The organism is Frateuria soli, assembly GCF_021117385.1.
Taxonomy (GTDB): domain Bacteria; phylum Pseudomonadota; class Gammaproteobacteria; order Xanthomonadales; family Rhodanobacteraceae; genus Frateuria_A; species Frateuria_A soli.
In genome coordinates this window covers 2,269,759-2,290,771 of the sequence record NZ_CP088252.1, presented here as the reverse complement: position 1 = coordinate 2,290,771, position 21,013 = coordinate 2,269,759, and the positions used below count along the sequence as shown (strand labels likewise).

General features: G+C 68.6%; 15 protein-coding genes. 8 read left to right on the top strand and 7 right to left on the bottom strand.

Annotated elements, in window-relative coordinates:
* Positions 1–36 precede the first annotated feature (36 nt).
* From LQ771_RS10510 to LQ771_RS10500, 3 genes are read left to right on the top strand one after another with little or no spacing between them, the layout of a single operon-like run.
* Positions 37–279, top strand: a complete 243-nt coding sequence (locus tag LQ771_RS10510) for a FeoA family protein (RefSeq protein WP_231349353.1) — start codon at positions 37–39, stop codon at positions 277–279.
* Entirely contained in the window at positions 276–2,126 is a 1,851-nt protein-coding gene (gene feoB / locus LQ771_RS10505; RefSeq protein WP_231349352.1) for a ferrous iron transport protein B, read from the top strand. Before LQ771_RS10510 ends, feoB begins: the two co-directional genes overlap by 4 nt.
* Positions 2,123–2,422 carry a DUF6587 family protein gene (locus LQ771_RS10500; RefSeq protein WP_231349351.1) on the top strand — a complete coding sequence of 100 codons (300 nt, stop codon included), beginning with the start codon at positions 2,123–2,125 and terminating at the stop codon, positions 2,420–2,422. The genes feoB and LQ771_RS10500 overlap by 4 nt, the downstream gene beginning before the upstream one ends.
* Before the next feature lie 1,310 nt (positions 2,423–3,732).
* Here the strand turns inward: LQ771_RS10500 and LQ771_RS10495 are convergent.
* The 3 genes from LQ771_RS10495 to LQ771_RS10485 all read right to left on the bottom strand — a co-directional run bounded on the left by LQ771_RS10495 (position 3,733) and on the right by LQ771_RS10485 (position 7,306).
* On the bottom strand, positions 3,733–5,340 hold the full coding sequence (locus LQ771_RS10495) for a carboxyl transferase domain-containing protein (RefSeq protein ID WP_231349350.1): 1,608 nt from the start codon (positions 5,338–5,340) through the stop codon (positions 3,733–3,735).
* 211 nt (positions 5,341–5,551) lie between these two features.
* Positions 5,552–5,968 carry a hypothetical protein gene (locus LQ771_RS10490; protein WP_231349349.1) on the bottom strand — a complete coding sequence of 139 codons (417 nt, stop codon included), beginning with the start codon at positions 5,966–5,968 and terminating at the stop codon, positions 5,552–5,554.
* Between the two features lie 159 nt (positions 5,969–6,127).
* Positions 6,128–7,306, bottom strand: a complete 1,179-nt coding sequence (locus LQ771_RS10485) for a thiolase family protein (RefSeq protein ID WP_231349348.1) — start codon at positions 7,304–7,306, stop codon at positions 6,128–6,130.
* A gap of 197 nt (positions 7,307–7,503) precedes the next feature.
* On the opposite strand from LQ771_RS10485, the gene LQ771_RS10480 reads away from it, so the two are divergent.
* Positions 7,504–10,329, top strand: coding sequence for a S8 family serine peptidase (locus LQ771_RS10480; protein WP_231349347.1), 2,826 nt, complete (start codon positions 7,504–7,506; stop codon positions 10,327–10,329).
* Between the two features lie 158 nt (positions 10,330–10,487).
* Here LQ771_RS10480 and LQ771_RS10475 read toward each other — a convergent pair whose 3' ends face one another.
* The 4 genes from LQ771_RS10475 to LQ771_RS10460 all read right to left on the bottom strand — a co-directional run bounded on the left by LQ771_RS10475 (position 10,488) and on the right by LQ771_RS10460 (position 14,614).
* Entirely contained in the window at positions 10,488–11,645 is a 1,158-nt protein-coding gene (locus tag LQ771_RS10475) for an isovaleryl-CoA dehydrogenase (RefSeq protein ID WP_231349346.1), read from the bottom strand.
* Positions 11,646–11,915: 270 nt separating this feature from the next.
* Positions 11,916–13,019 carry a Glu/Leu/Phe/Val dehydrogenase dimerization domain-containing protein gene (locus LQ771_RS10470; RefSeq protein ID WP_231349345.1) on the bottom strand — a complete coding sequence of 368 codons (1,104 nt, stop codon included), beginning with the start codon at positions 13,017–13,019 and terminating at the stop codon, positions 11,916–11,918.
* A gap of 227 nt (positions 13,020–13,246) precedes the next feature.
* A complete protein-coding gene (locus LQ771_RS10465; protein ID WP_231349344.1) occupies positions 13,247–13,585 on the bottom strand; it encodes a hypothetical protein in 339 nt (112 codons plus the stop codon).
* A 231-nt stretch (positions 13,586–13,816) separates the two neighbouring features.
* Positions 13,817–14,614, bottom strand: coding sequence for a M48 family metallopeptidase (locus LQ771_RS10460; protein ID WP_231349343.1), 798 nt, complete (start codon positions 14,612–14,614; stop codon positions 13,817–13,819).
* 200 nt (positions 14,615–14,814) lie between these two features.
* Between LQ771_RS10460 and LQ771_RS10455 the strand changes: the two genes are divergently transcribed.
* From LQ771_RS10455 to LQ771_RS10440, 4 genes are all read left to right on the top strand, one after another.
* On the top strand, positions 14,815–15,417 hold the full coding sequence (locus LQ771_RS10455; protein WP_231349342.1) for a TetR/AcrR family transcriptional regulator: 603 nt from the start codon (positions 14,815–14,817) through the stop codon (positions 15,415–15,417).
* A gap of 14 nt (positions 15,418–15,431) precedes the next feature.
* Positions 15,432–16,355 (top strand): alpha/beta hydrolase, encoded by a 924-nt coding sequence (locus LQ771_RS10450; protein WP_231349341.1) that lies wholly within the window; start codon positions 15,432–15,434, stop codon positions 16,353–16,355.
* A 120-nt stretch (positions 16,356–16,475) separates the two neighbouring features.
* A complete protein-coding gene (locus LQ771_RS10445; protein ID WP_231349340.1) occupies positions 16,476–16,823 on the top strand; it encodes an EF-hand domain-containing protein in 348 nt (115 codons plus the stop codon).
* A 384-nt stretch (positions 16,824–17,207) separates the two neighbouring features.
* Complete coding sequence (locus LQ771_RS10440; protein ID WP_231349339.1) at positions 17,208–20,858, top strand: methylmalonyl-CoA mutase family protein; 3,651 nt, start codon at positions 17,208–17,210, stop codon at positions 20,856–20,858.
* The last annotated feature ends 155 nt before the right edge of the window (positions 20,859–21,013 follow it).

The window sequence follows — 21,013 nt, the reverse complement described above, 5'->3', positions numbered from 1 at the left end:
TATAATGCGAACCATTCTTATTCCATTCGCCCGCCCGTGCGCCTCTCCGATTTGCCCAAAGGTTCGCCCGCCGTGGTCGACCGCGTGGACGATGCCCACGCTGGCGACCCCATCGCGCAGCGCCTGCGCGACCTGGGATTCGTCGACGGCGAACCGGTGCGTGTGGTCGCCCGCGGCCCGCTGGGGGCCGATCCCCTGCTGATCCAGATCGGCTCCACCCGCTTCGCGTTGCGCCGCAGCGAGGCGGCACGCATCGTCGTCAGGGCGGAGGCGGCATGAGCACGCAGAGCCTGCGCATCGCGCTGGTGGGCAACCCCAACTGCGGCAAGACCGCGCTGTTCAACCAGCTCACCGGCGGGCGCCAGAAGGTCGCCAACTACGCCGGCGTGACCGTCGAGCGCAAGGAAGGGCGCTTCGTCGCCCCGTCCGGCCGGGTCCTGCAGTTGCTCGACCTGCCCGGCGCCTACAGCTTCGATGCGGCCAGTCCCGACGAGCAGATCACCCGCGACGTCTGCGAGGGCCGCTACCCGGGCGAGCCGGCGCCGGACCTGATCGTCTGCGTGGCCGATGCCACCAACCTGCGCCTGCACCTGCGCTTCGTGCTCGAGGTGAAGCGGCTGGGCCGGCCGGTGGTGCTGGCGCTCAACATGATGGACACCGCGCGCCGCCGCGGCATCGCCATCGACGTGCCCGAACTCCAGCGCCGGCTTGGCGTGCCGGTGGTGGAGACCGTCGCGGTCCGGCGCGGCGGCGCCCGGGCGCTGATCGAGCGTGTCGACGGCGAGGTACCGGTGGCCGCGCCGGTACAGCCGGACGACCCCGCCGCCCGCAACGACCTGCACGCGCAGGTGCGCGCGCTGATGGCCGCGACGGTCGTCATGCCGCGCGCCACCGATGCGGTGGACGATGCGATCGACCGCTGGGCGCTGCACCCGGTGTTCGGCCTGGGACTCCTGGCCGTGCTGATGTTCCTGATCTTCCAGGCGGTGTTTTCCTGGGCGCAGCCGATCATGGACGCGATCGAGGCGGGCGTGGGCACGCTCGGCACCTGGGCGACCTCGGCGCTGCCGCCGGACAGTGCGCTGCACAGCCTGTTGAACGACGGCATCTTCGCGGGCCTGGGTGCGGTGCTGGTGTTCCTGCCGCAGATCCTGATCCTGTTCCTGTTCATCCTGGTGCTGGAGGAATCCGGCTACCTGCCGCGCGCGGCCTTCCTGCTCGACAAGCTGATGTTCAAGGCCGGCCTGACCGGGCGCGCCTTCATCCCGCTGCTGTCGAGCTTCGCCTGCGCGATTCCCGGCATCATGGCCACGCGCAGCATCACCGACCCGCGCGACCGGCTGACCACCATCCTGGTGGCGCCGCTGATGACCTGCTCGGCGCGGCTGCCGGTCTACACGCTGCTGATCGCCGCGTTCATCCCGCAGCGCACGGTATGGGGCGTGTTCAACCTGCAGGGCGTGGTGCTGTTCACGCTGTACGTGGTCGGCATCGTCAGCGCGCTGGCGGTGGCGTTCGTGATCAAGCGCTTCCGCAAGGACAAGAGCGAGCACGCGCTGCTGATGGAGCTGCCGTCCTACCGCCTGCCCAACGTGCGCGACGTGGCCCTGGGCCTGTGGGAGCGCGCCAAGATCTTTCTGAAGCGCGTGGGCGGCATCATCCTGGCGCTGACCGTGCTGCTGTGGTTCCTTTCCAGCTTTCCCGGGCCGCCGCCGGGCGCGAGCGGGCCGGCGATCGATTACAGCCTGGCCGGCCGCCTGGGCCACGCGCTGCATGTCGTGTTCGCGCCGATCGGCTTCAACTGGCAGATCTGCATCGCGCTGGTGCCCGGCCTGGCCGCGCGCGAAGTGGCGGTGTCGGCGCTGGGCACGGTGTACGCGATGTCCGGCAGCGACGACACCGTCGCCAACCAGCTCGGCCCGCTGATCGCGGACCAGTGGTCGTTGGCCACCGCGCTCAGTCTGCTGGCCTGGTACGTATTCGCGCCGCAGTGCATGTCGACGCTGGCGGTGATCCGGCGCGAGACCAACTCCTGGCGCAACGTGGCGATCACCGCCGGCTATCTGTTCGGCCTGGCCTATCTCGCCTCGCTGCTCACCTACCAGATCGCGCGGGTGCTCTCGTGAACACGTTCGCGATCGTGCAGGCGGCGGTGCTCACGCTGGTGCTGCTGGCCAGCCTGCTGGCGGCCTTCCGAAAACTGCTGCCGCGGACCGCCAAGCGCGTGCAGGCGCGACTGTCGGCTTGGATGGACCAGACCGGCCGCGCGCCATCCACACGGCGGCTCGGGCGCTGGCTGCAACCCTCGGAGGCCAAGAGCGGTGGCTGTGGCAGCGGCGACGGTTGCAGCAGCTGCGGTGGTTGCGCCCCGGCGCCGGTGCCCGTCGAACCCTTGCCGCTGAGGTTCCGCGCACGCCCCTGATGCAGACAGGTGCCGGCGGCACGCCCGTAGGAGTCCACTTGTGGGCGATGGGGCAATTCGCGGTTGGGATCGCCCACAAGTGGGCTCCTACAAGGAAACGGGGCGGGCCCGTCGGCGCGAACCGCTCCATGCGGAAGACGCCAAAGCGCTGCGGTTCGATCGGCGGCCGATGCAGACACGTGCCGGCGGCAGGCCCGTAGGAGCCCACTTGTGGGCGATGGGGCATCGGCGGGTGGGATCGCCCACAAGTGGGCTCCTACGAAAAAACGGTGCGGGCCCGTCGGCGCGAACCGCTCCATGCGGAAGACCCCGCAGCGCTGCGGTTCGATCGGCGGCTGATGCAGACACGTGCCGGCGGCACGCCCGTAGGAGCCCACTTGTGGGCGATGGGGCAATCCGCGGGTGGGATCGCCCACAAGTGGGCTCCTACTAGGAAACGGGGCGGGCCCGTCGGCGCGAACCGCTCCATGCGGAAGACGCCAAAGCGCTGCGGTTCGATCGGCGGCCGATGCAGACACGTGCCGGCGGCACGCCCGCAGGAGCCCGCTTGTGGGCGATGGGGCATCGGCGGGTGGGATCGCCCACAAGTGGGCTCCTACGAAAAAACGGTGCGGGCCCGTCGGCGCGAACCGCTACATGCGGAAGGCGCCGGAGCGCCGCGGTTCGATCGGCGGCTGATGCAGACAGGTGCCCGCGGCACGCCCGTAGGAGCCCACTTGTGGGCGATGGGGCAATCCGCGGGTGGGATCGCCCACAAGTGGGCTCCTACGAGGAAACGGTGTGGGCTCGTCGGCGCGAACCGCTACATGCGGAAGACGCCGAAGCGCCGCGGTTCGATCGGCGGCTGATGCAGACACGTGCCGGCGGCACGCCCGTAGGAGCCCACTTGTGGGCGATGGGACATCGGCGGGTGGGATCGCCCACAAGTGGGCTCCGACAAGGAAACGGTGCGGGGCCCGTCGGCGCGAACCGCTACATGCGGAAGACGCCGAAGCGCTGCGGTTCGATCGGCGGCTGATGCAGACAGGTGCCGGCGGCACGCCCGCAGGAGCCCACTTGTGGGCGATGGGGCATCGGCGGGTGGGATCGCCCACAAGTGGGCTCCGACAAGGAAACGGTGCGGGCCCGTCGGCACGAACCGCTCCATGCGGAAGACCCCGCAGCGCTGCGGTTCGATCGGCGGACGATGCAGACAGGTGCCGGCGGCAGGCCCGTAGGAGCCCACTTGTGGGCGATGGGGCATCGGCGGGTGGGATCGCCCACAAGTGGGCTCCTACCAGAAAACGGGGCGGGCCCGTCGGCGCGAACCGCTACATGCGGAAGACGCCGAAGCGCTGCGGTTCGATCGGCGCGTTCATCGACGCGGAGATGGCCAGGCCCAGTACGCGCCGGGTGTCGGCCGGATCGATGATGCCGTCGTCCCACAGCCGTGCGCTGGCGTAGTAGGGGTGCCCCTGGCGTTCGTACTGCTCCCGGATCGGCGCCTTGAAGGCGTCTTCTTCCTCGGCGCTCCACTCCTTGCCTGCCGCCTCCAGGCCGTCGCGCTTGACCGTGGCGAGCACGCTGGCGGCCTGTTCGCCGCCCATCACGCTGATCCGCGCGTTGGGCCACATCCACAGGAAGCGCGCGCCGTAGGCGCGGCCGCACATGGCGTAGTTGCCGGCGCCGAAGCTGCCGCCGATCACCACGGTGAACTTGGGCACGTGCGAGCAGGCCACGGCGGTGACCATCTTGGCCCCGTCCTTGGCGATGCCGGCCTGCTCGTACTTCTTGCCGACCATGAAGCCGGTGATGTTCTGCAGGAACACCAGCGGCACGTTGCGCTGGTTGCACAGCTCGATGAAGTGCGCGCCCTTGAGCGCGCTCTCGGCGAACAGGATGCCGTTGTTGGCGATGATGCCCACCGGGTAGCCGTGGATGTGCGCGAATCCGGTGACCAGGGTCTTGCCGTAGCGCGCCTTGAACTCGTGGAACTCCGAGCCGTCGACGATGCGTGCGATCACCTCGCGGATGTCGAACGGACGGCGGGTGTCCTGCGGGATCACGCCGTACAGCTCCTCGGCCGCGTACTTCGGTTCGACCGGCGTCGTGAGCGCGAGCGGCATCGTCTTGCGGCGATTGAGGCTGGCCACGATATCGCGCGCGATCGAAAGCGCGTGCGTGTCGTTCTCCGCGAAGTGGTCGGCGACGCCGGAAACCGATGTGTGGACGTCCGCGCCACCGAGCGTCTCGGCATCGACCACCTCACCGGTGGCCGCCTTCACCAGCGGCGGACCACCCAGGAAGATGGTGCCCTGCTCGCGCACGATGATGGTTTCGTCGCTCATTGCCGGCACGTAGGCGCCGCCGGCGGTGCAGCTGCCCATCACCACGGCGATCTGCGGGATGTTGAGCGCGGACATGCGCGCCTGGTTGTAGAAGATGCGGCCGAAATGCTCCTTGTCCGGGAACACCTCGTCCTGCAACGGCAGGAACGCGCCGCCGGAGTCGACCAGGTAGATGCACGGCAGCCGGTTCTCCAGCGCCACTTCCTGCGCGCGCAGGTGTTTTTTCACCGTCATCGGGAAATAGGTGCCTCCCTTGACCGTGGCGTCGTTGGCGACCACCACCACCTCGATGCCGTTGACGCGACCGATGCCCGTGATGATGCCGGCCGCCGGCGCGGCGCCGTCGTACATCCCGTGCGCGGCAAGCGGCGAGAGCTCCAGGAACGGCGAACCCGGATCGAGCAGGGCGCGGATGCGCTCGCGCGGCAGCAGCTTGCCGCGTGCGACGTGCTTCTCGCGCGCCTTGGCGCCGCCGCCTTCGGCATTGCGCACGAGTTGGGCCTTCAGGTCGTCGACCAGTGCGCGCAATGCGGCGCTCGAGGCCTGGAAATCGGGCGAACGGGTATCGATCTGGGAAGCAATGCTGGTCATCGGACTGAACTCTGGCTCATTCGTTCGGGACCGCGCAGGGCGGCGTGTCGTCCATGGCGCGACGGCGAAATGTATCGAAGCGCACCGGCCAAACTCCCGATGATAACCGGCGACCGCCGCGCGTGCGGTCGGCGCGTGATGCGGTGCTAAAGGCGCGCATAAAAAAACCGGCCGCAAGCGGCCGGTTTTTTCCGATCTGACAACCGAAGGATCAGTGACCCTTGTTCTGGTCGTCGGCAGCATCCTTGGCATTGTCGGCGGCGTCTTCAGCGCGGTCGGCAGCCTTGTCAGCCTGGTCGGCAGCGTTGTCGGCGGCGTCCTTGGCCTGCGACATGGCGTCCTGCGACATGTCGTTGTTGGCCGGGGCGGCAGCCGAGGCGGCAGCAGCAGCCTGCTGGGCCTGGTCAGCAGCCTGGCCGGCAGCGTTGGCAGCCGTGGTGGCCTGCTGGGCAGCCTGGTCGGCGGCCGGAGCCTGGGTCTGCGCCGCAGCCTGCTGGGCCTGGTCAGCGGACTGCTGAGCCTGGTCGGCGGACTGCTGGGCGTCCTGCGCGGAATCCTGCGCGCCGTTGCTGCAAGCCGCCAGCAGCGCGACGAGCGCGGAGGCGAGTAGGGTACGCGTCAACTTCATGGTGGATCTCCTTTGCCGTGGAATGCCGTTTTGGCCGCGTATTAATAGCGCTTTCGCCGTACACGCGCCATATGTTTTACTGATCGGCCTTCAGTACGTATTAAAAAGCCGGTTAACAGGCTTTCATTCATTCCGTGGACAGAAGGTGACGGAGAGGCCTTAATCCAGCCGTTCCACCGCGATCGCGGTGGCCTCGCCACCACCGATGCACAGGGATGCCACGCCGCGCTTCAGGCCGCGGGTCTTCAGGGCATTGAGCAGGGTCACCACCAGGCGCGCGCCGCTGGCGCCGATCGGGTGGCCCAGCGCGCAGGCGCCGCCGTTGACGTTGAGCTTTTCGTGCGGCACGCCCAGCTCGCGCATCGGCGCCATGGCCACCACCGCGAAGGCCTCGTTGATCTCGAACAGGTCCACGTCCTCGACCTTCCAGCCGGCCTTGTCCAGCACTTTCCGGATCGCGCCGACCGGCGCGGTGGTGAACCACTCCGGCTCCTGCGAGTTGGTCGCGTGGGCCACGATGCGCGCCAGCGGCTGGATGCCGCGGGCCTTGGCATCCTCGGCCGAGAGCAGCACCACGGCGGCGGCGCCGTCGGAGATGCTCGACGAGCTGGCCGCGGTGATGGTGCCGTTTTCCTTGCGGAAGGCGGGCTTGAGGGTCGGGATCTTGTTGATGTCCGAGCGGCCCGGCTGCTCGTCGCTGTCCACCACCACGTCGCCCTTGCGGCCCTTGACCGTGACCGGGACGATCTCGCCGGCGAACGCACCGGAGGCCTGCGCCGCCTGCGAGCGCTTGACCGACTCGATCGCGAAGGCGTCCTGCTCTTCGCGGCTGAAGTGGTACTTGTCGGCGCACTGCTCGCCGAAGACACCCATCGCCTTGTTGTCGTAGGGGTTGGTCAGGCCGTCGTAGGCCATGTGGTCGACCAGCTGGCCGTCGCCGTAGCGGATGCCGGTGCGGGCATTGACCATGTGCGGCGCGTTGGTCATCGACTCCATACCGCCGGCGACAACCACCGCGGCCGAGCCGGCCTTGATCAGGTCGTGACCGAGCATGATCGACTTCATGCCCGAGCCGCACACCTTGTTGATGGTGGTGCAGCCGACGGCGGGCGGCAGGCCGGCGCCGAGCGACGCCTGGCGGGCCGGCGCCTGGCCGAGGTTGGCGGTCAGCACGCAGCCCATGATCACTTCGCTGACGTCGGAGGGCGCGACGCCGGACTGCTCCAGCGCCGCACGGATCGCGGTCGCGCCGAGGGTGGGCGTGGGCACGCCGGTGAACTGGCCGAGGAAGGAGCCAATGGCGGTGCGCTTGGCGCCGGCGATGACGACGTCGGACATGGGGATTCTCCGCGAGGCTTGGGGCGCGCCCTGCGCGCCGTGGACGATTGCCCATTATCGCAGTCCATGCGGCAGTGCGGCAAACGCGCTGCCGTGCACACGTTGTGCGCCGGTCGTTGTGGGAAACTGGCGGGGTGGCAGGCCTCTGGGCGCGCGATCGCGGGGGCTGCATGGGACGGGGTCGGGAGAGCTTACATATGAACACGCAAGCGTTGCGCCATCGGGACGTGGCGTTGGGGATCCTTGTCGCACTGGGCCTGGGCGCCTGCGGAGGCGGTGGCGGCAGCAACGTCCGCCCCTCTCCCGCGCCGCCTCCGCCGCCGCCCGCCACGCCTTCGGACCAGCCACCGCTGGATGCGCAACTGGCGCTGACCCACACCTATGCCGCGCACAACGAGGGCTATACCGGCAAGGGGGTCACCATCGGCATCGTCGACAGCGGCGTGATGCGCAACCATCCCAGCCTCGCCGGGCGGGTGATCGATGAACTGATCTACGTCGATCCGCAGGTCAACAACACCAGCGTCGACGACGTGGTCGGGCACGGCACCTGGGTCTCGCAGATCGCCGCGGGCACCGCGGCTGGCCAGTTCCCGGGCGGCATCGCGCCGGGCGCCAGCCTGGTGTCGGCGCGCATCATCGCGGACAAGGAGCCGACCGACGACGGCTCGGGCCAGGGCAATGCCGTGGGCGCCTCGGACGCCGATTTCTTCGGCCAGTACCTCAACCCCGCGTTGATCGACGATGGCGTGCGCATCCAGAACAACTCCTGGGGCGGCATCTACTGGAACACCAGCGACCCCTCCATCAACCAGGCCTTCGCCCAGGCCTACGACGACTTCGTGATCAACCACGACGGGCTGGTGGTGTTTGCAGCCGGCAACGACGGCCGCACCGATCCGAGCGACATCGCCGCGTTGCCCGACCTGGCGCCCGAGCTGGAGCGCGGCTGGCTGGTCGCGGTGGCGGCCGACAGCAACAGCGCCGACGCCGGGGACACGAAGCTGGCCGACTATTCCAATGCCTGTGGCAAGGCGATGGATTACTGCCTTACCGCGCCGGGCGACGTGATCGTCACCGACAAGGATTACCCGACGGGCGATCCGACCAAGGACTACTGGATCGTCACCGGCACGTCGTTCGCCGCGCCGCAGGTGTCCGGCGCCGCCGCACTGGTGTGGGAGGCCTATCCCTACTTCACCAACGACCTGGTGCGACAGACCCTGCTGGGCACCGCCGACGATCTGGGCGCGCCCGGTCCCGATGCGGTGTTCGGCTACGGCATGCTGGACGTCGGCAAGGCGGTGAACGGGCCGGCGAAGCTCGACTGGGGCGACGTGACAGTCGATTTCGACGACATCACCTCCACCTGGGGCAACGAGATCAGCGGCACGGGTGGGCTTACCAAGGCAGGCAGCGGCACGCTGGTGCTTCACGCGCATGCCCGCTACAGCGGCCTGACGACCGTCGCCGAAGGCACGCTCCAGACGGACAACGGCATCGACGGGCCGGTGACCGTGGCGGCGGGCGCCACGCTCATCCCGGTCGCGTTTGGTCCCAGCCACCTCGAAAACAACGGCACCGTGGTCGTGCAGAAGACCAGCACCCTGGTCCAGGGGGACTACGTGCAAGGTGCCGGCGGCCGGCTCAGCGTGGAACTGGGTGTGCACCTGGGCGTGACCGGGCATGCCACGCTCAACGGTGGCACCTTGTTCGTCAATGGGGTCGACGACGGCTACGTGGTCAGCCAGCACACCGACGTGCTGACCACCGGTGGCGGGCTCACCGGCACGTTCGCTGCGCTGGACAAGGCAGCCAACATCTTTCTCGACGCCACGCTCGAGTACGATGCCAACAGTGCCTGGTTGAACGTGCAACAGGTGAACGTCACTTCGGTGGCGGGCATGAGCTATACGGCCGCGTCGTCCGGCGCGGCCGAACGGGTGCAGGGCGCATTCAACCAGCTCAACCGGCAGCTCGGCACGGGCGGAACGGTTGGCGGGCACGCGCAGGCCAGCGGTTTCCTGGCCGGCGCGGCAAGCCTGCAGCGCACACCGACCATGGCTGCCGCCGAGCGCTCGCTGGAAAGCCTTTCCGGTCAGCTCCACGCCGCCAGCGCGGCGATGACGTTCGAGGCGATCGACGCGGGCACGCGCGCGCTGTCCGATCGTTTCGACCGCCTGCTCGACAGCAGCGCCACCGGTGGCTGGACGCAGAACCTGGGCTACCACGGCGGCATGGCGCGCAACGGCTATGCCGATGTGGGCGTGGACCTCTCAGGCACGCTGGTCGGGCAGGACATGCGCATCGGCGACAACGGCGTGGCCGGCTTTGCGCTCAGCCGCTCTCAGGGCTTGGGCCGCCTGGCCGAAACCGCCGACCAGGGCCGCAGCCATGCCCTCGAAGGCATGTTCTACGGCGGTCTGGTGCGCGGCAATGCCTATCTGATGGGACGCGTCGGCATGGGCAACTACCGCGAGTCGACGCACCGCAACCTGCAGCTCGGCCCCGCCGTCGCCGGCGTGGCCAGCGACAGCCACGGCCGCTACGAAGTCGCCTATGGCGAAAGCGGTTACCGCACCACGGCGGGGGCGCTGACGCTCACCCCGTATGCCAGCCTGCAGTACGCACGCATCGACAGCAGCGGTTTCAACGAGCCGGGCGCCTGGGGCTTCGGCCTGAAGGCCAGCGCGCGCACGATCGAACGCTGGCAGGCCGGGCTCGGCTTGCGCGCGGCACGGCAGTGGACCTTCGCCGGCGGCGGCAGCCTGGACCTGCAGGCCCGGCTGGCCTGGCAACGCGCCTTCGCCACCCGCGGCGACGTGTTCGAGGCGAGCTTCACCGGCATCGACCAGTGGGCGCCGCTGGGCGGCATCGGACTGTCGCGCTACGGCGGCGTGGCCGGCATGACGCTGGACTGGGCGATGACGCCACGGACCGGACTGTCCCTCGGCATCGACCACCGGTTCGCGCAGCGCGAGCAGGGCAGCATGGCGACGCTGGCATACCGGGTGTCGTTCTAGCCATCCCTGTCCATCGCGGCCGGTGGACGAGCAGACGCCCTCGTAGGAGTCCACTTGTGGGCGATGCCTTTGGTTTTTTGGTTTTTTTGCCCCGCACCGAGGGCATCGCCCACAAGTGGGCTCCTACGACAAAGCGGGGCGCGTCGAACGGCCTGTGGTCACGCCTTGCCGTGGAACAGCTCGCGGCCGATCAGCATGCGCCGGATCTCGTTGGTGCCGGCGCCGATCTCGTACAGCTTGGCATCGCGCAGCAGCCGTCCGGCCGGGAACTCGTTGATGTAGCCGTTGCCGCCCAGCGCCTGGATCGCCTCCAGCGTCACCTTCACCGCGTTGGTCGAGGCGTTGAGCAGGCAGGCCGCAGGATCGATGCGCGACTTGATGCCGGCGTCGAACTGCTGCGCCACCAGGTAGGCGAAGCCGCGCGAGGACTGCAGCGCCGTGTACATGTCCGCGACCTTGGCCTGCATCATCCCGAAGGTGCCGATCGGCGCGTTGAACTGCTTGCGCTCGCGCACGTAGGGCAGGGTGAGGTCCAGCGCCGCCTGCATCAGGCCGAGCGGACCGCCGGAGAGCACCAGCCGCTCGGTGTCCAGGCCGCTCATCAGCACGCGCACGCCTTCGTTCACCTCGCCGACGATGTTCTCCGCCGGGATCTCGCAATTGTCGAACACCAGCTCGCAGGTGTTGGAGCCGCGCATGCCGAGCTTGTCCAGCTTCTGCGCGGTGGAGAAGCCCTTCATGCCTTTCTCGACGATGAAGGCCGTCATGCAGCGGCTGCCGGCGGCGCGCGGCGCGGTGCGCATGTAGACCAGCAGCACGTCGGCGTCCGGGCCGTTGGTGATCCACATCTTGGAGCCATTGGCGACCCACACGTCGCCCTGCTGCTCGGCCCGGCAGCTCATCGAGCCGACCACGTCGGAGCCGGCGCCCGGCTCGCTCATCGCCAGCGCGCCCACGTACTCGCCCGAGCACAGCTTGGGGATGTACTTGCGGCGCTGTTCCTCGTTGCCGTTGTGGAAGATGTTCTGCACGCACAGGTTCGAGTGCGCGCCGTAGGACAGGCCGACCGAGCCGGAGGCGCGGGAGATCTCCTCCATCGCCACCATGTGCGCCAGGAAGCCCATGCCGGTGCCGCCGTACTCGGTCGGGATGGTCATGCCGAGCAGGCCCATCTCGCCGAACTTGCGCCACAGGTCCTCCGGGAAGGCGTTCTCCCGGTCGATGCGGTCGGCGCGCGGGGCGATCTCCTTCTCCGCGAAGGCATGCACGCTCTCGCGCAGCAGGTCGATGTCTTCTCCGAGCGGGAACGGGCGCATCCGGGAACTCCATGAGGTTGGGCGAGGGATTTTAGCGCAGCGTGATGCCCGGCCCGCGAAACCCCCGTAGGAGCCCACTTGTGGGCGATGCTCTTGCGTTTGCGTGGGAAAGGCATCGCCCACAAGTGGGCTCCTACAAGAAGATGCTCTTGCGTTTGCGTGGGAAAGGCATCGCCCACAAGTGGGCTCCTACAAGAAAAGGGTGGCCTGGCCGCGGGGCCAAAGAAAAAGCCGCCCGGAGGCGGCTTTTCCGGATCTGCAACGGAACGCTTACTGCCCGCGCATGCGCCCCTGGAAGCGCGTGCCGCCGTTGCCCATGTGCGGCAGCTTGATCTTGCCGATCGACTCGATGCGCTCCTCGGCCAGGCGGTCGGCCGCCTTGTAGGTCGGCACGTTCTGGGTCTTGGAGATCTCGAAGATCCGGCCCAGGTTGTAGTAGATCGTGCGCATCATGCGCATCGCGCGCTCGCGGTTGTAGCCGTCGATCTCGAGCGACACGTTCATCACGCCGCCGGCATTGACCGCGTAGTCGGGCGCGTACAGCACGCCGCGGCGGTTCAGCTCGTCGCCGATCGCGTCGGTGGCCAGCTGATTGTTGGCCGCACCGCAGATGATCTTGGCCTTGATGCGGTCGATGGTCTGCTCGTTGAGCGTGCCGCCCAGCGCGCAGGGCGAGTACACGTCGGCGTCGACGTCGTAGATCTCGTCCAGGCCCACCGCCTCGCAGCCCAGCTCGTCCACGCAGCGCTGCACCGCATCCTTGTTGATGTCGGTGACGAACACCTTGGCGCCCTGCTCGCGCAGCAGCTTGATGAACTCCGAGCCGACGTGGCCGGCGCCCTGCACGGCGTAGCTGTACTTGCCCACGTCCTCGTTGCCGTGCTTGAAGTTCAGCGCGGCCATCAGGCCCTGCAGCGTGCCGTAGGCGGTGAACGGCGAGGGGTCGCCCGAGCCGCCGTGCACCTGGTGCACGCCGGTGACGTACTCGGTCTCGCGGAACACGTATTCCATGTCGTTGACGTCGATGCCGACGTCCTCGGCGGTGATGTAGCGGCCGCCCAGCGAGTTGACGAAGCGGCCGAACGCGCGGAACAGTGCCTCGGACTTGTCCTTGGACGGATCACCGATGATCACCGCCTTGCCGCCGCCCAGGTTCAGGCCGGCCACGGCGTTCTTGTAGGTCATGCCGCGTGACAGGCGCAGCACGTCGTTGACCGCGTCCTGCTCGGTCTTGTACGGCCACATGCGCAGACCGCCGAGCGCCGGGCCCAGCACCGTGTTGTGGATCGCGATGATGGCCTTCAGGCCGGCGTCCTGGTTGTGGCAGAACACGACTTCTTCGTGACCCGTCTTGGCGATGGTTTCAAAGATCATTGGAACGATGACTCCACGAGTTTGGCGGATGCCACGGGGATGGCATCCCGCAGAAAGTGTGGCGGGCCGATCCAGTGCGGCCTGCCCGGGCGGCTGGGAAACGCTTGAAATTCAAAGCCCCGGCGAGGGCCGGGGCGGTCAACTCAGTCGAATAGTTTAGTACGTTGGCGTCCCCGCCGTTTCTGCGGCGCAGCAAGCCGGGCGCACGGGCCGCCCGGCTGTGGGTCTCAGCGGTGCCAGTGCCCGCGGTGGAAGCGCCAGTCGCGGCCGTGCCGTTCCCATCGCGCCGGGCGGTAGTGGTGCCCGTGACGCGCGCGTACCCAGTAGCCCTCGGTCCACACGTGCCGATGGATGCGTGGACTCCAGCGCCAGTAGCCCGGCGCCCAGACGTAACCCGGCCGCGGCCGCACGTGCACCACGCGCACCGGCGGAGGCGGAGGCGGTATGCCGATGCGCACGTCGACGGTCACGTGGGGACTGGCCTGTGCGGCCGGTGCATAGGCGGCCGCACCAAAGGCCAGGCCGAGGCCGGCGAGCAGGGCAAGGGGGCGGGTGATGGCGGTCATCGATTTCTCCGGTAGCGCCGCGTGTCACGGCGTGCATACCGGAAAACGGGACAGCGGGAGCCGTGTTGACAGCGCACTCACGCGCGTTCAGTGAACGGACAAGCAGCCAAACCCCCGGATGCCAGGAACAGAAACCCCGACGGCAACAACCCTGTAGGAGCCCACTCGTGGGCGATGCTCTTGCGGTGCCTCACCAGAACCATCGCCCACAAATGGGCTCCGCGAAATCGCCTAAAGCGTGCAGTTGGGCGAGTGCCCGCCGGTCCGCGCCTGCTGGTACACCGGCATGAGCTGCTGCGCGTGCTGGCCCAGCACCTGCGCGCGCTTGTCCGGCGCCGGGTGGGTGGACAGGAACGCCGGCGTGCCGCCGCCGCCCTTCTTTTCCATCTTCTCCCACAGCGTCACGGCCGCGCGGGGGTCGAAACCGGCTCTGGCCATGTAGCGCTGGCCCAGCGTGTCGGCCTCCGATTCCTGCGTTCGCGAGAACGGCAGCAGTACCAGGCCCTGCGCGCCCACGCCGAGCAACGACGCCGCGGTGTTGGGGTCCATCCCGCGGCTGCCGGCATAGATGCTGCCGGCGGTCACCGCCGCCTGCGCCGCGAGGTTGTCGGACACGCGTTCGGCACCGTGGCGCGCCACCACGTGGGCGAGCTCGTGGCCGAGCACCACCGCCAGCTGGTCCTGGTTGGTCGCCACCTTGAACATGCCCTGGTTCACGCCGATGCGGCCACCGGGCAGGGCGAAGGCGTTTGCCGTGTTGTCCTCGACGATCTGCACTTCCCACTGCTGGGTGTTCCACGGCGGCGGCAGTACCGAGACCAGCGCCTGCGCAACGCAGGTGGCGTAGGCGCGCTCCTTCGGCGCGTTGGCGAACTTGCCCTGCTGGCGCATCTGGTTGAACGAGGCCAGACCCATCTGGCTCATCTGCGCGTCGGACACCATCATCAATTGCGAGCGTCCGGTCGGCGAGGTGGCACAGCCGGCAAGCAGCGAGGCAAGCGCAGCGGCGATCAGCAGGCGGGGCTTCATGGGGCGTCTCCTGTGCAAGGGCAGCGGTCAAGCTTAGCCGCAGCGCCCGCCTAGATCCGATGAACGACGTGGGAGCACGACGCGCCATCCCCTCGTAGGAGCGCACTTGTGCGCGACCGCCATGCCCCCGGTCGCGCACAAGGTGCGCTCCTACAAGGGGATCTCGCAAAAGAACGAACGGTCGTGCTATTTTAACCCGCATGACCACCGCCCCCGCCCCCGCCAAGGGCCTCGCCACCCGCGAACTCATCCTGGAGCACGCCTACGAACTGGCCCGCATCGGCGGCCTGGAGGGCCTGTCCATCGGCACGCTCGCCACCGACGTGGGCATGTCCAAGAGCGGCGTATTCGCCCACTTCGGCTCACGCGAAGACCTGCAGCTGGCCGTGCTGGATTCGGCCGCCCGCCGCTTCATGGCCCATGTGCTGATGCCGGCGCTGGCCGCACCGCGCGGCCTGCCGCGCCTGCGCGCGATCGTCGGGCAGTGGTGCGAGTGGGGCCGCGTGCACAAGAGCGGCTGCGTGCTGCTTACCGCCGCGGGCGAGTACGACGGACGCGAAGGCCCGCTGCACGACGCGGTGGTGGCGCAACAGGCCGGCTGGCGCGGCGAGCTGGAAAAGGCCATCGGCCAGGCCGTCGCCGCGGGTCATCTGCGCGCGGACACGGATGCGGCGCAACTGGGCTTCGAGATCTACGCGCTGATGCTCGGCCTGCACCACGATGCCGGCCTGTTCGGCTTCGAGCAGGCCAGCCGGCGCGTCCATGCCGCCTTCGAGCGCCTCTGGCGCAGCTGGCAACCGTAGTAGAGGACCGACCCATGTCCACCGTGATGCGCCGCCCCGGGCTGACCGCCCGTTTCAAGCTCGCCACCGTCCGCACCAGCTTCGCCCTCGGCGGCGCGCTGGCGCCACGGCGCACCGCCGATCGCGCGGCGCGGCTGTTCGCGACGCCGTTCGCCAGCAGCCGCGCGCGCGCGCGTGCCGCCGCGCCCGATGTGCAGATGCGCCGCGGGATGCTGGCCGTCAACGGCCAGACCATCGCCACCTACGTCTGGGGCGACCCGGCCACGCAGCCCTACGTGCTGCTGGTGCACGGCTGGTCCAGCTTCGGCCTGCGCTTCCTGCCGTGGGTGGATCGCCTGCGCGCGCTCGGCTATGCGGTGGTGAGCTTCGACCAGCCCGGCCACGGCCTCAGCAGTGGGCGCTATTGCACCCTGCCGGAATTCGCCGACACCGCGCGCGCCGTGGGCCGGCACTACGGCGAGGCGGCGCTCGCGATCGCCCACTCGCTCGGCGGCGCGGCGGTCGCGCTGGCCCAGGGCGAGGACTGGCGCGCGCGCCGGCTGGTGCTGATCGCGCCGGCGGCGGACATGCACGACGCCACCACCCGCTACTTCCGCTTCGTGCGCCTGGGCGAGCGCCTGCGCCGCCCGTTCTACGCCTGGCTGGTCAACCGCACGGGCGTCAGCGTGGACGAGCTGCAGATGCACCGCCACGTCACCGCGCTGGGCCAGCCGGGCCTGATCGTGCACGACCTGGACGACGCCGACGTGCCGTGGGAGGAGGGCGAGCGCTACGCGCGGCACTGGCCCGGCGCGCGCCTGCTCACCACCCAGGGGCTGGGCCACCACCGCGTGCTGGATGCGCCGGAAGTGGTCGAGGCCGTGCTCGCGTTCGCGCGCGGCGAGACCGTGGGCGAGCGCGTGGTCGCCACCGCCAATCTGCCCTTCGGCGTGGCCTGAACGGTGTCGCCCGGCTGAACGCCGGCCGGGCGCTTGAGCTGCGCTTCACCCCGCGCCGCGCAGCATCGTCATCCGCGCCCGCCAGGGCGCGCGTCCTTTGATCCGCAAAGGAGACGAGCCATGAAGTCCCAGTTGTTCACCCGGTCCGCGGGCACCGCTTTCGCGCTTGCCCTCGGCCTCGCCGCCCTCCCGGTGGCCCGGGCCCAGCAGGCGCCGGCCGCCACGGTGGACCCCGCCTTCCAGGACATGGACGCCAACCACGACGGCCACCTGGTGCGCTCGGAGATCTCCCCCGGCATGACGCTCCTGCGCACCCGCTTCGCCAGCTACGACAGCAACCAGGACGGCACCCTGGACGCGCAGGAATTCAGCGCCGCCAAGACGGCGCTCCAGGGTGGTGGCCACGCGACGGGCGGCGGGGCGCCGCCGGCGTCGAAGCCGCACAACTCGGCCAACCCGGGCGGTTGATCGGGCACGGACTGGATCGCGTCAGAGGCAGCCGGCGGATACCGTCCTCGCTCGCGTCGGCGTCGACCACGCCCGCCGGCAGGAAAGCGCCCAACGCCGACACCACTCGCACCCGTGCGCCCCCCTTGTAGGAGCCCACTTGTGGGCGATGCGCCCCAAACCCGCTCCCGCCCGCCCACTGCCCCCGGGCTGAACCTGCCGGAATCCCCGCCGCCGGCGATCGCCTCACCACGCCATCGGCACCGCGATCGCCCACAAGTGGGCTCCTACAACGAGGCGGAGAGCGATCGGCCACTGATCTCCAGCGGCCGATCCCCCGCTCCGCACGCTTAACCGCGAACCCACTAGAATCATGGGGTTCAGAGCAGAGATGTCGGAGTCCCCATGAGTTCCCCCGCCAGCCGAGTCCCCGCCGCCGCCGCGCAGGCCGAAACCACCCCGCTGCGTTTCGTCACCGCCGCCAGCCTGTTCGACGGGCACGACGCCGCGATCAACATCATGCGCCGCATCATCCAGAGCCAGGGCGCCGAGGTGATCCACCTGGGCCACAACCGCTCGGTGGAAGACGTGGTGCGCGCCGCGCTGCAGGAAGACGCCGACGCCATCGCGCTGTCCTCCTACCAGGGCGGCCACGTCGAGTACTTCAAGTACATGGTCGACATGCTCAAGGAGCGCGGCGCGGAGCACATCCGCGTGTTCGGCGGTGGCGGCGGCACCATCACCCCGGAAGAAATCCGCGAGCTGCAGGCCTACGGCGTCGAGCGCATCTACCACCCCAACGACGGGATGAAGATGGGCCTGACCGAGATGATCGAGGACGTCATGCAGCGCACCCGCGTGGCCCAGGCTGCACGCCTGAAGGCCGAGCAGCCCGGCGTGCCCGAGGTCGACATCGACGACGAGATCTCCGTCGGCCACATGCTCACCGACATCGAGGAATCGCGCCTGGGCGAGCCCGAGCTGGCCCATCTGCGCAAGGAATGGGAGCTGGCCGGCCGCAAGACCCCGGTGCTGGGCCTCACCGGCACCGGCGGCGCCGGCAAGTCCTCGGTGGTGGACGAACTGCTGCTGCGCTTCCTGCACGCCTTCCCGAAGATGCGCATCGCCGTGCTCGCGGTCGACCCGACCCGCCGCCGCTCCGGCGGCGCGCTGCTGGGCGACCGCATCCGCATGAACTCGCTGCGCTCGCTCCGCGTGTACATGCGCTCGATGGCCACCCGCCGCCAGCACATGGCCACCAACGAGGTGCTCAAGGACTGCATCGCCTTCCTCAAGAGCCAGCCCTACGACCTGGTGATCGTGGAAACCGCCGGCATCGGCCAGAGCGACTCGGAGATCGTCGACCTGGTCGACTTCCCGATGTACGTGATGACCAGCGACTACGGCGCGGCCAGCCAGCTCGAGAAGATCGACATGATCGACTTCGCCGAGCTGATCGTGCTCAACAAGTTCGACAAGCGCGGCGCGGAAGACGCCCTGCGCGACGTGCGCAAGCAATGGAAGCGCAACCGCACCGCCTTCGCCCTGAAGGACGAGGACGTGCCGGTCTACCCGACCATCGCCAGCCAGTTCAACGACCCCGGCGTGACCTGGATGTTCGTGAACCTCTGCCGGCTCCTCCGCGAAAAGCTCCACCTCGGCGGCACCCCTGTAGGAGCGCACCCTGTGCGCGACCCCGCTGCCTCGGATGCCCAGAACACCCCGGTCGTCCACAGGGTGGACTCCTACAAGGGCGCGTGTGACTGGCACCCCAAGCTCGACACCAACCTCAAGGAACCGCGCGCCACCGTCCTTATCCCCGGCAGCCGCGTGCGCTACCTCGCCGAGATCGCCGAGCAGGGCCGGGGCATCAACGGCTCCATCGCCCGCCAGGCCGAAGCGGCCAGCAAGGCGCAGCACTACTACGAATCGCTCAAAGAGTTGGGCGACGAATCGCTGCCCAAGCCGCTGGACCGCTATCCGAGCGACGCTTTGCATCCCTCTCCCGCCGGGAGAGGGACCGAGGGAGAGGGTACGACCCTTGCCCCCACCTCCGCGCAAGCCCACCCCCAACCCCTCTCCCGGGGGGAGAGGGGAGCGGTCGACCGCACCCTGCTGCTCCTCCGCCAGCGCTACAACGAAGCGGTGAAGGAACTCTCCGCCGAGTCCGTGCACCTGCTGCGCGACTGGCCGGCGCTGCGCGAATCGGTCACCAAGGACGTCAACGAATACCAGGTCCGCGGCAAGACCATCCGCGTGGAGAACTACCGCGAATCCCTGAGCCACCAGAAGATCCCCAAGGTCGCCCCGCCCAAGACCGACAGCTGGGGCGACCAACTGATCTTCCTGGGCAAGGAAAACCTCCCCGGCCACTACCCCTACACCGGCGGCGTCTACCCGTACCGCCGCACCGGCGAAGACCCCACCCGCATGTTCGCCGGCGAGGGCACCCCGGAGCGCACCAACCGCCGCTTCCACTACCTGAGCCAGGGCGGCGCCGCCACGCGCCTGTCCACCGCGTTCGACTCGGTCACCCTGTACGGCGAAGACCCGGCGCCGCGCCCGGACATCTACGGCAAGATCGGCAACTCCGGCGTCAACATCGCCACCCTGGACGACATGAAGAAGCTCTACTCGGGCTTCGACCTGTCCGCGCCGACCACCTCGGTCTCCATGACCATCAACGGCCCGGCGCCGATGATCCTGGCGATGTTCATGAACACCGCCATCGACCAGAACGTGGAGAAGTCCCTCAAGGCCGACGCTGCCCGCTGGGCCGAGGCCGAGAAGGCGATCGCCAAGCTCTACGAAGGCCGCCAGCGCCCGCGCTACTCGGGCGAGCTACCCCAGGGTAACGACGGCCTGGGCCTCGGCCTGCTCGGCGTCACCGGCGACCAGCTCGTCGACGCCGAAACCTACGCCCGCATCAAGCAGGACACCCTGCAGGCCGTGCGCGGCACCGTGCAGGCCGACATCCTCAAGGAAGACCAGGCGCAGAACACCTGCATCTTCAGCACCGAGTTCGCCCTGCGCATGATGGGCGACATCCAGCAGTACTTCGTCGAGCACAAGGTCCGCAACTTCTACTCGGTGTCGATCTCCGGCTACCACATCGCCGAAGCCGGCGCGAACCCGATCAGCCAGCTCGCCTTCACCCTCTCCAACGGCTTCACCATCGTCGAGTACTACCTCGCCCGGGGCATGCACATCGACGACTTCGCGCCGAACCTGAGCTTCTTCTTCAGCAACGGCATGGACCCGGAGTACACCGTCATCGGCCGCGTCGCCCGCCGCATCTGGGCCCGCGCCATGCGCGAGCGCTACGGCGCCAGCCCGCGCAGCCAGATGATGAAGTACCACATCCAGACCTCCGGCCGCTCACTGCACGCGCAGGAGATCCAGTTCAACGACATCCGCACCACGCTGCAGGCGCTCTACGCGCTGTTCGACAACTGCAACAGCCTGCACACCAACGCCTACGACGAAGCCATCACCACGCCGACCGAAGAAAGCGTGCGCCGCGCCGTGGCGATCCAGATGATCATCAACAAGGAACTGGGCCTCAACTTCAACGAGAACCCCTGGCAGGGCAGCTACGTGGTCGAGGAGCTGACCGACTTGGTGGAGGAGGCGGTGTACAAGGAGTTCGAGGCGATCAGCGAGCGCGGCGGCGTGCTCGGCGCCATGGACACCATGTACCAGCGCGGCAAGATCCAGGAAGAGTCGCTCTACTACGAGCACAAGAAGCACGACGGCTCGCTGCCGCTGATCGGGGTGAACACCTTCCTGGCCAAGGAGCATGGCGGGGAAGTGGCGACCGCGGTCGAGTTGATTCGGTCGACGGAGGAGGAGAAGGGGCAGCAGATTGCGAACGTGCGGGCGTTCGGGGAGGCGCGGAATGGGTTGGCGCCGGAGAGCCTGAAGCGGCTGCAGCAGACGGCGCGGGAGCGGAAGAACGTGTTCGAGCAGTTGGTTGAGGCGGTGAAGTACAACTCGTTGGGGCAGATTAGCCACGCGTTGTATGACGTGGGTGGGGAGTATCGGCGGAATATGTGAGTCGCCTCCCTCCTTACTAAGGATGAGGCTCGCTATTGGCGAAGGACTGACAGCAAATTGATATTTAGTTGGGGGCTGCTTTACTTGTGTAAGGCTGGCCCGGGAAGGTTCGCCTCATGTAAGCCGTAAGTGGACCTCGTACCGGCCCCCTCGGA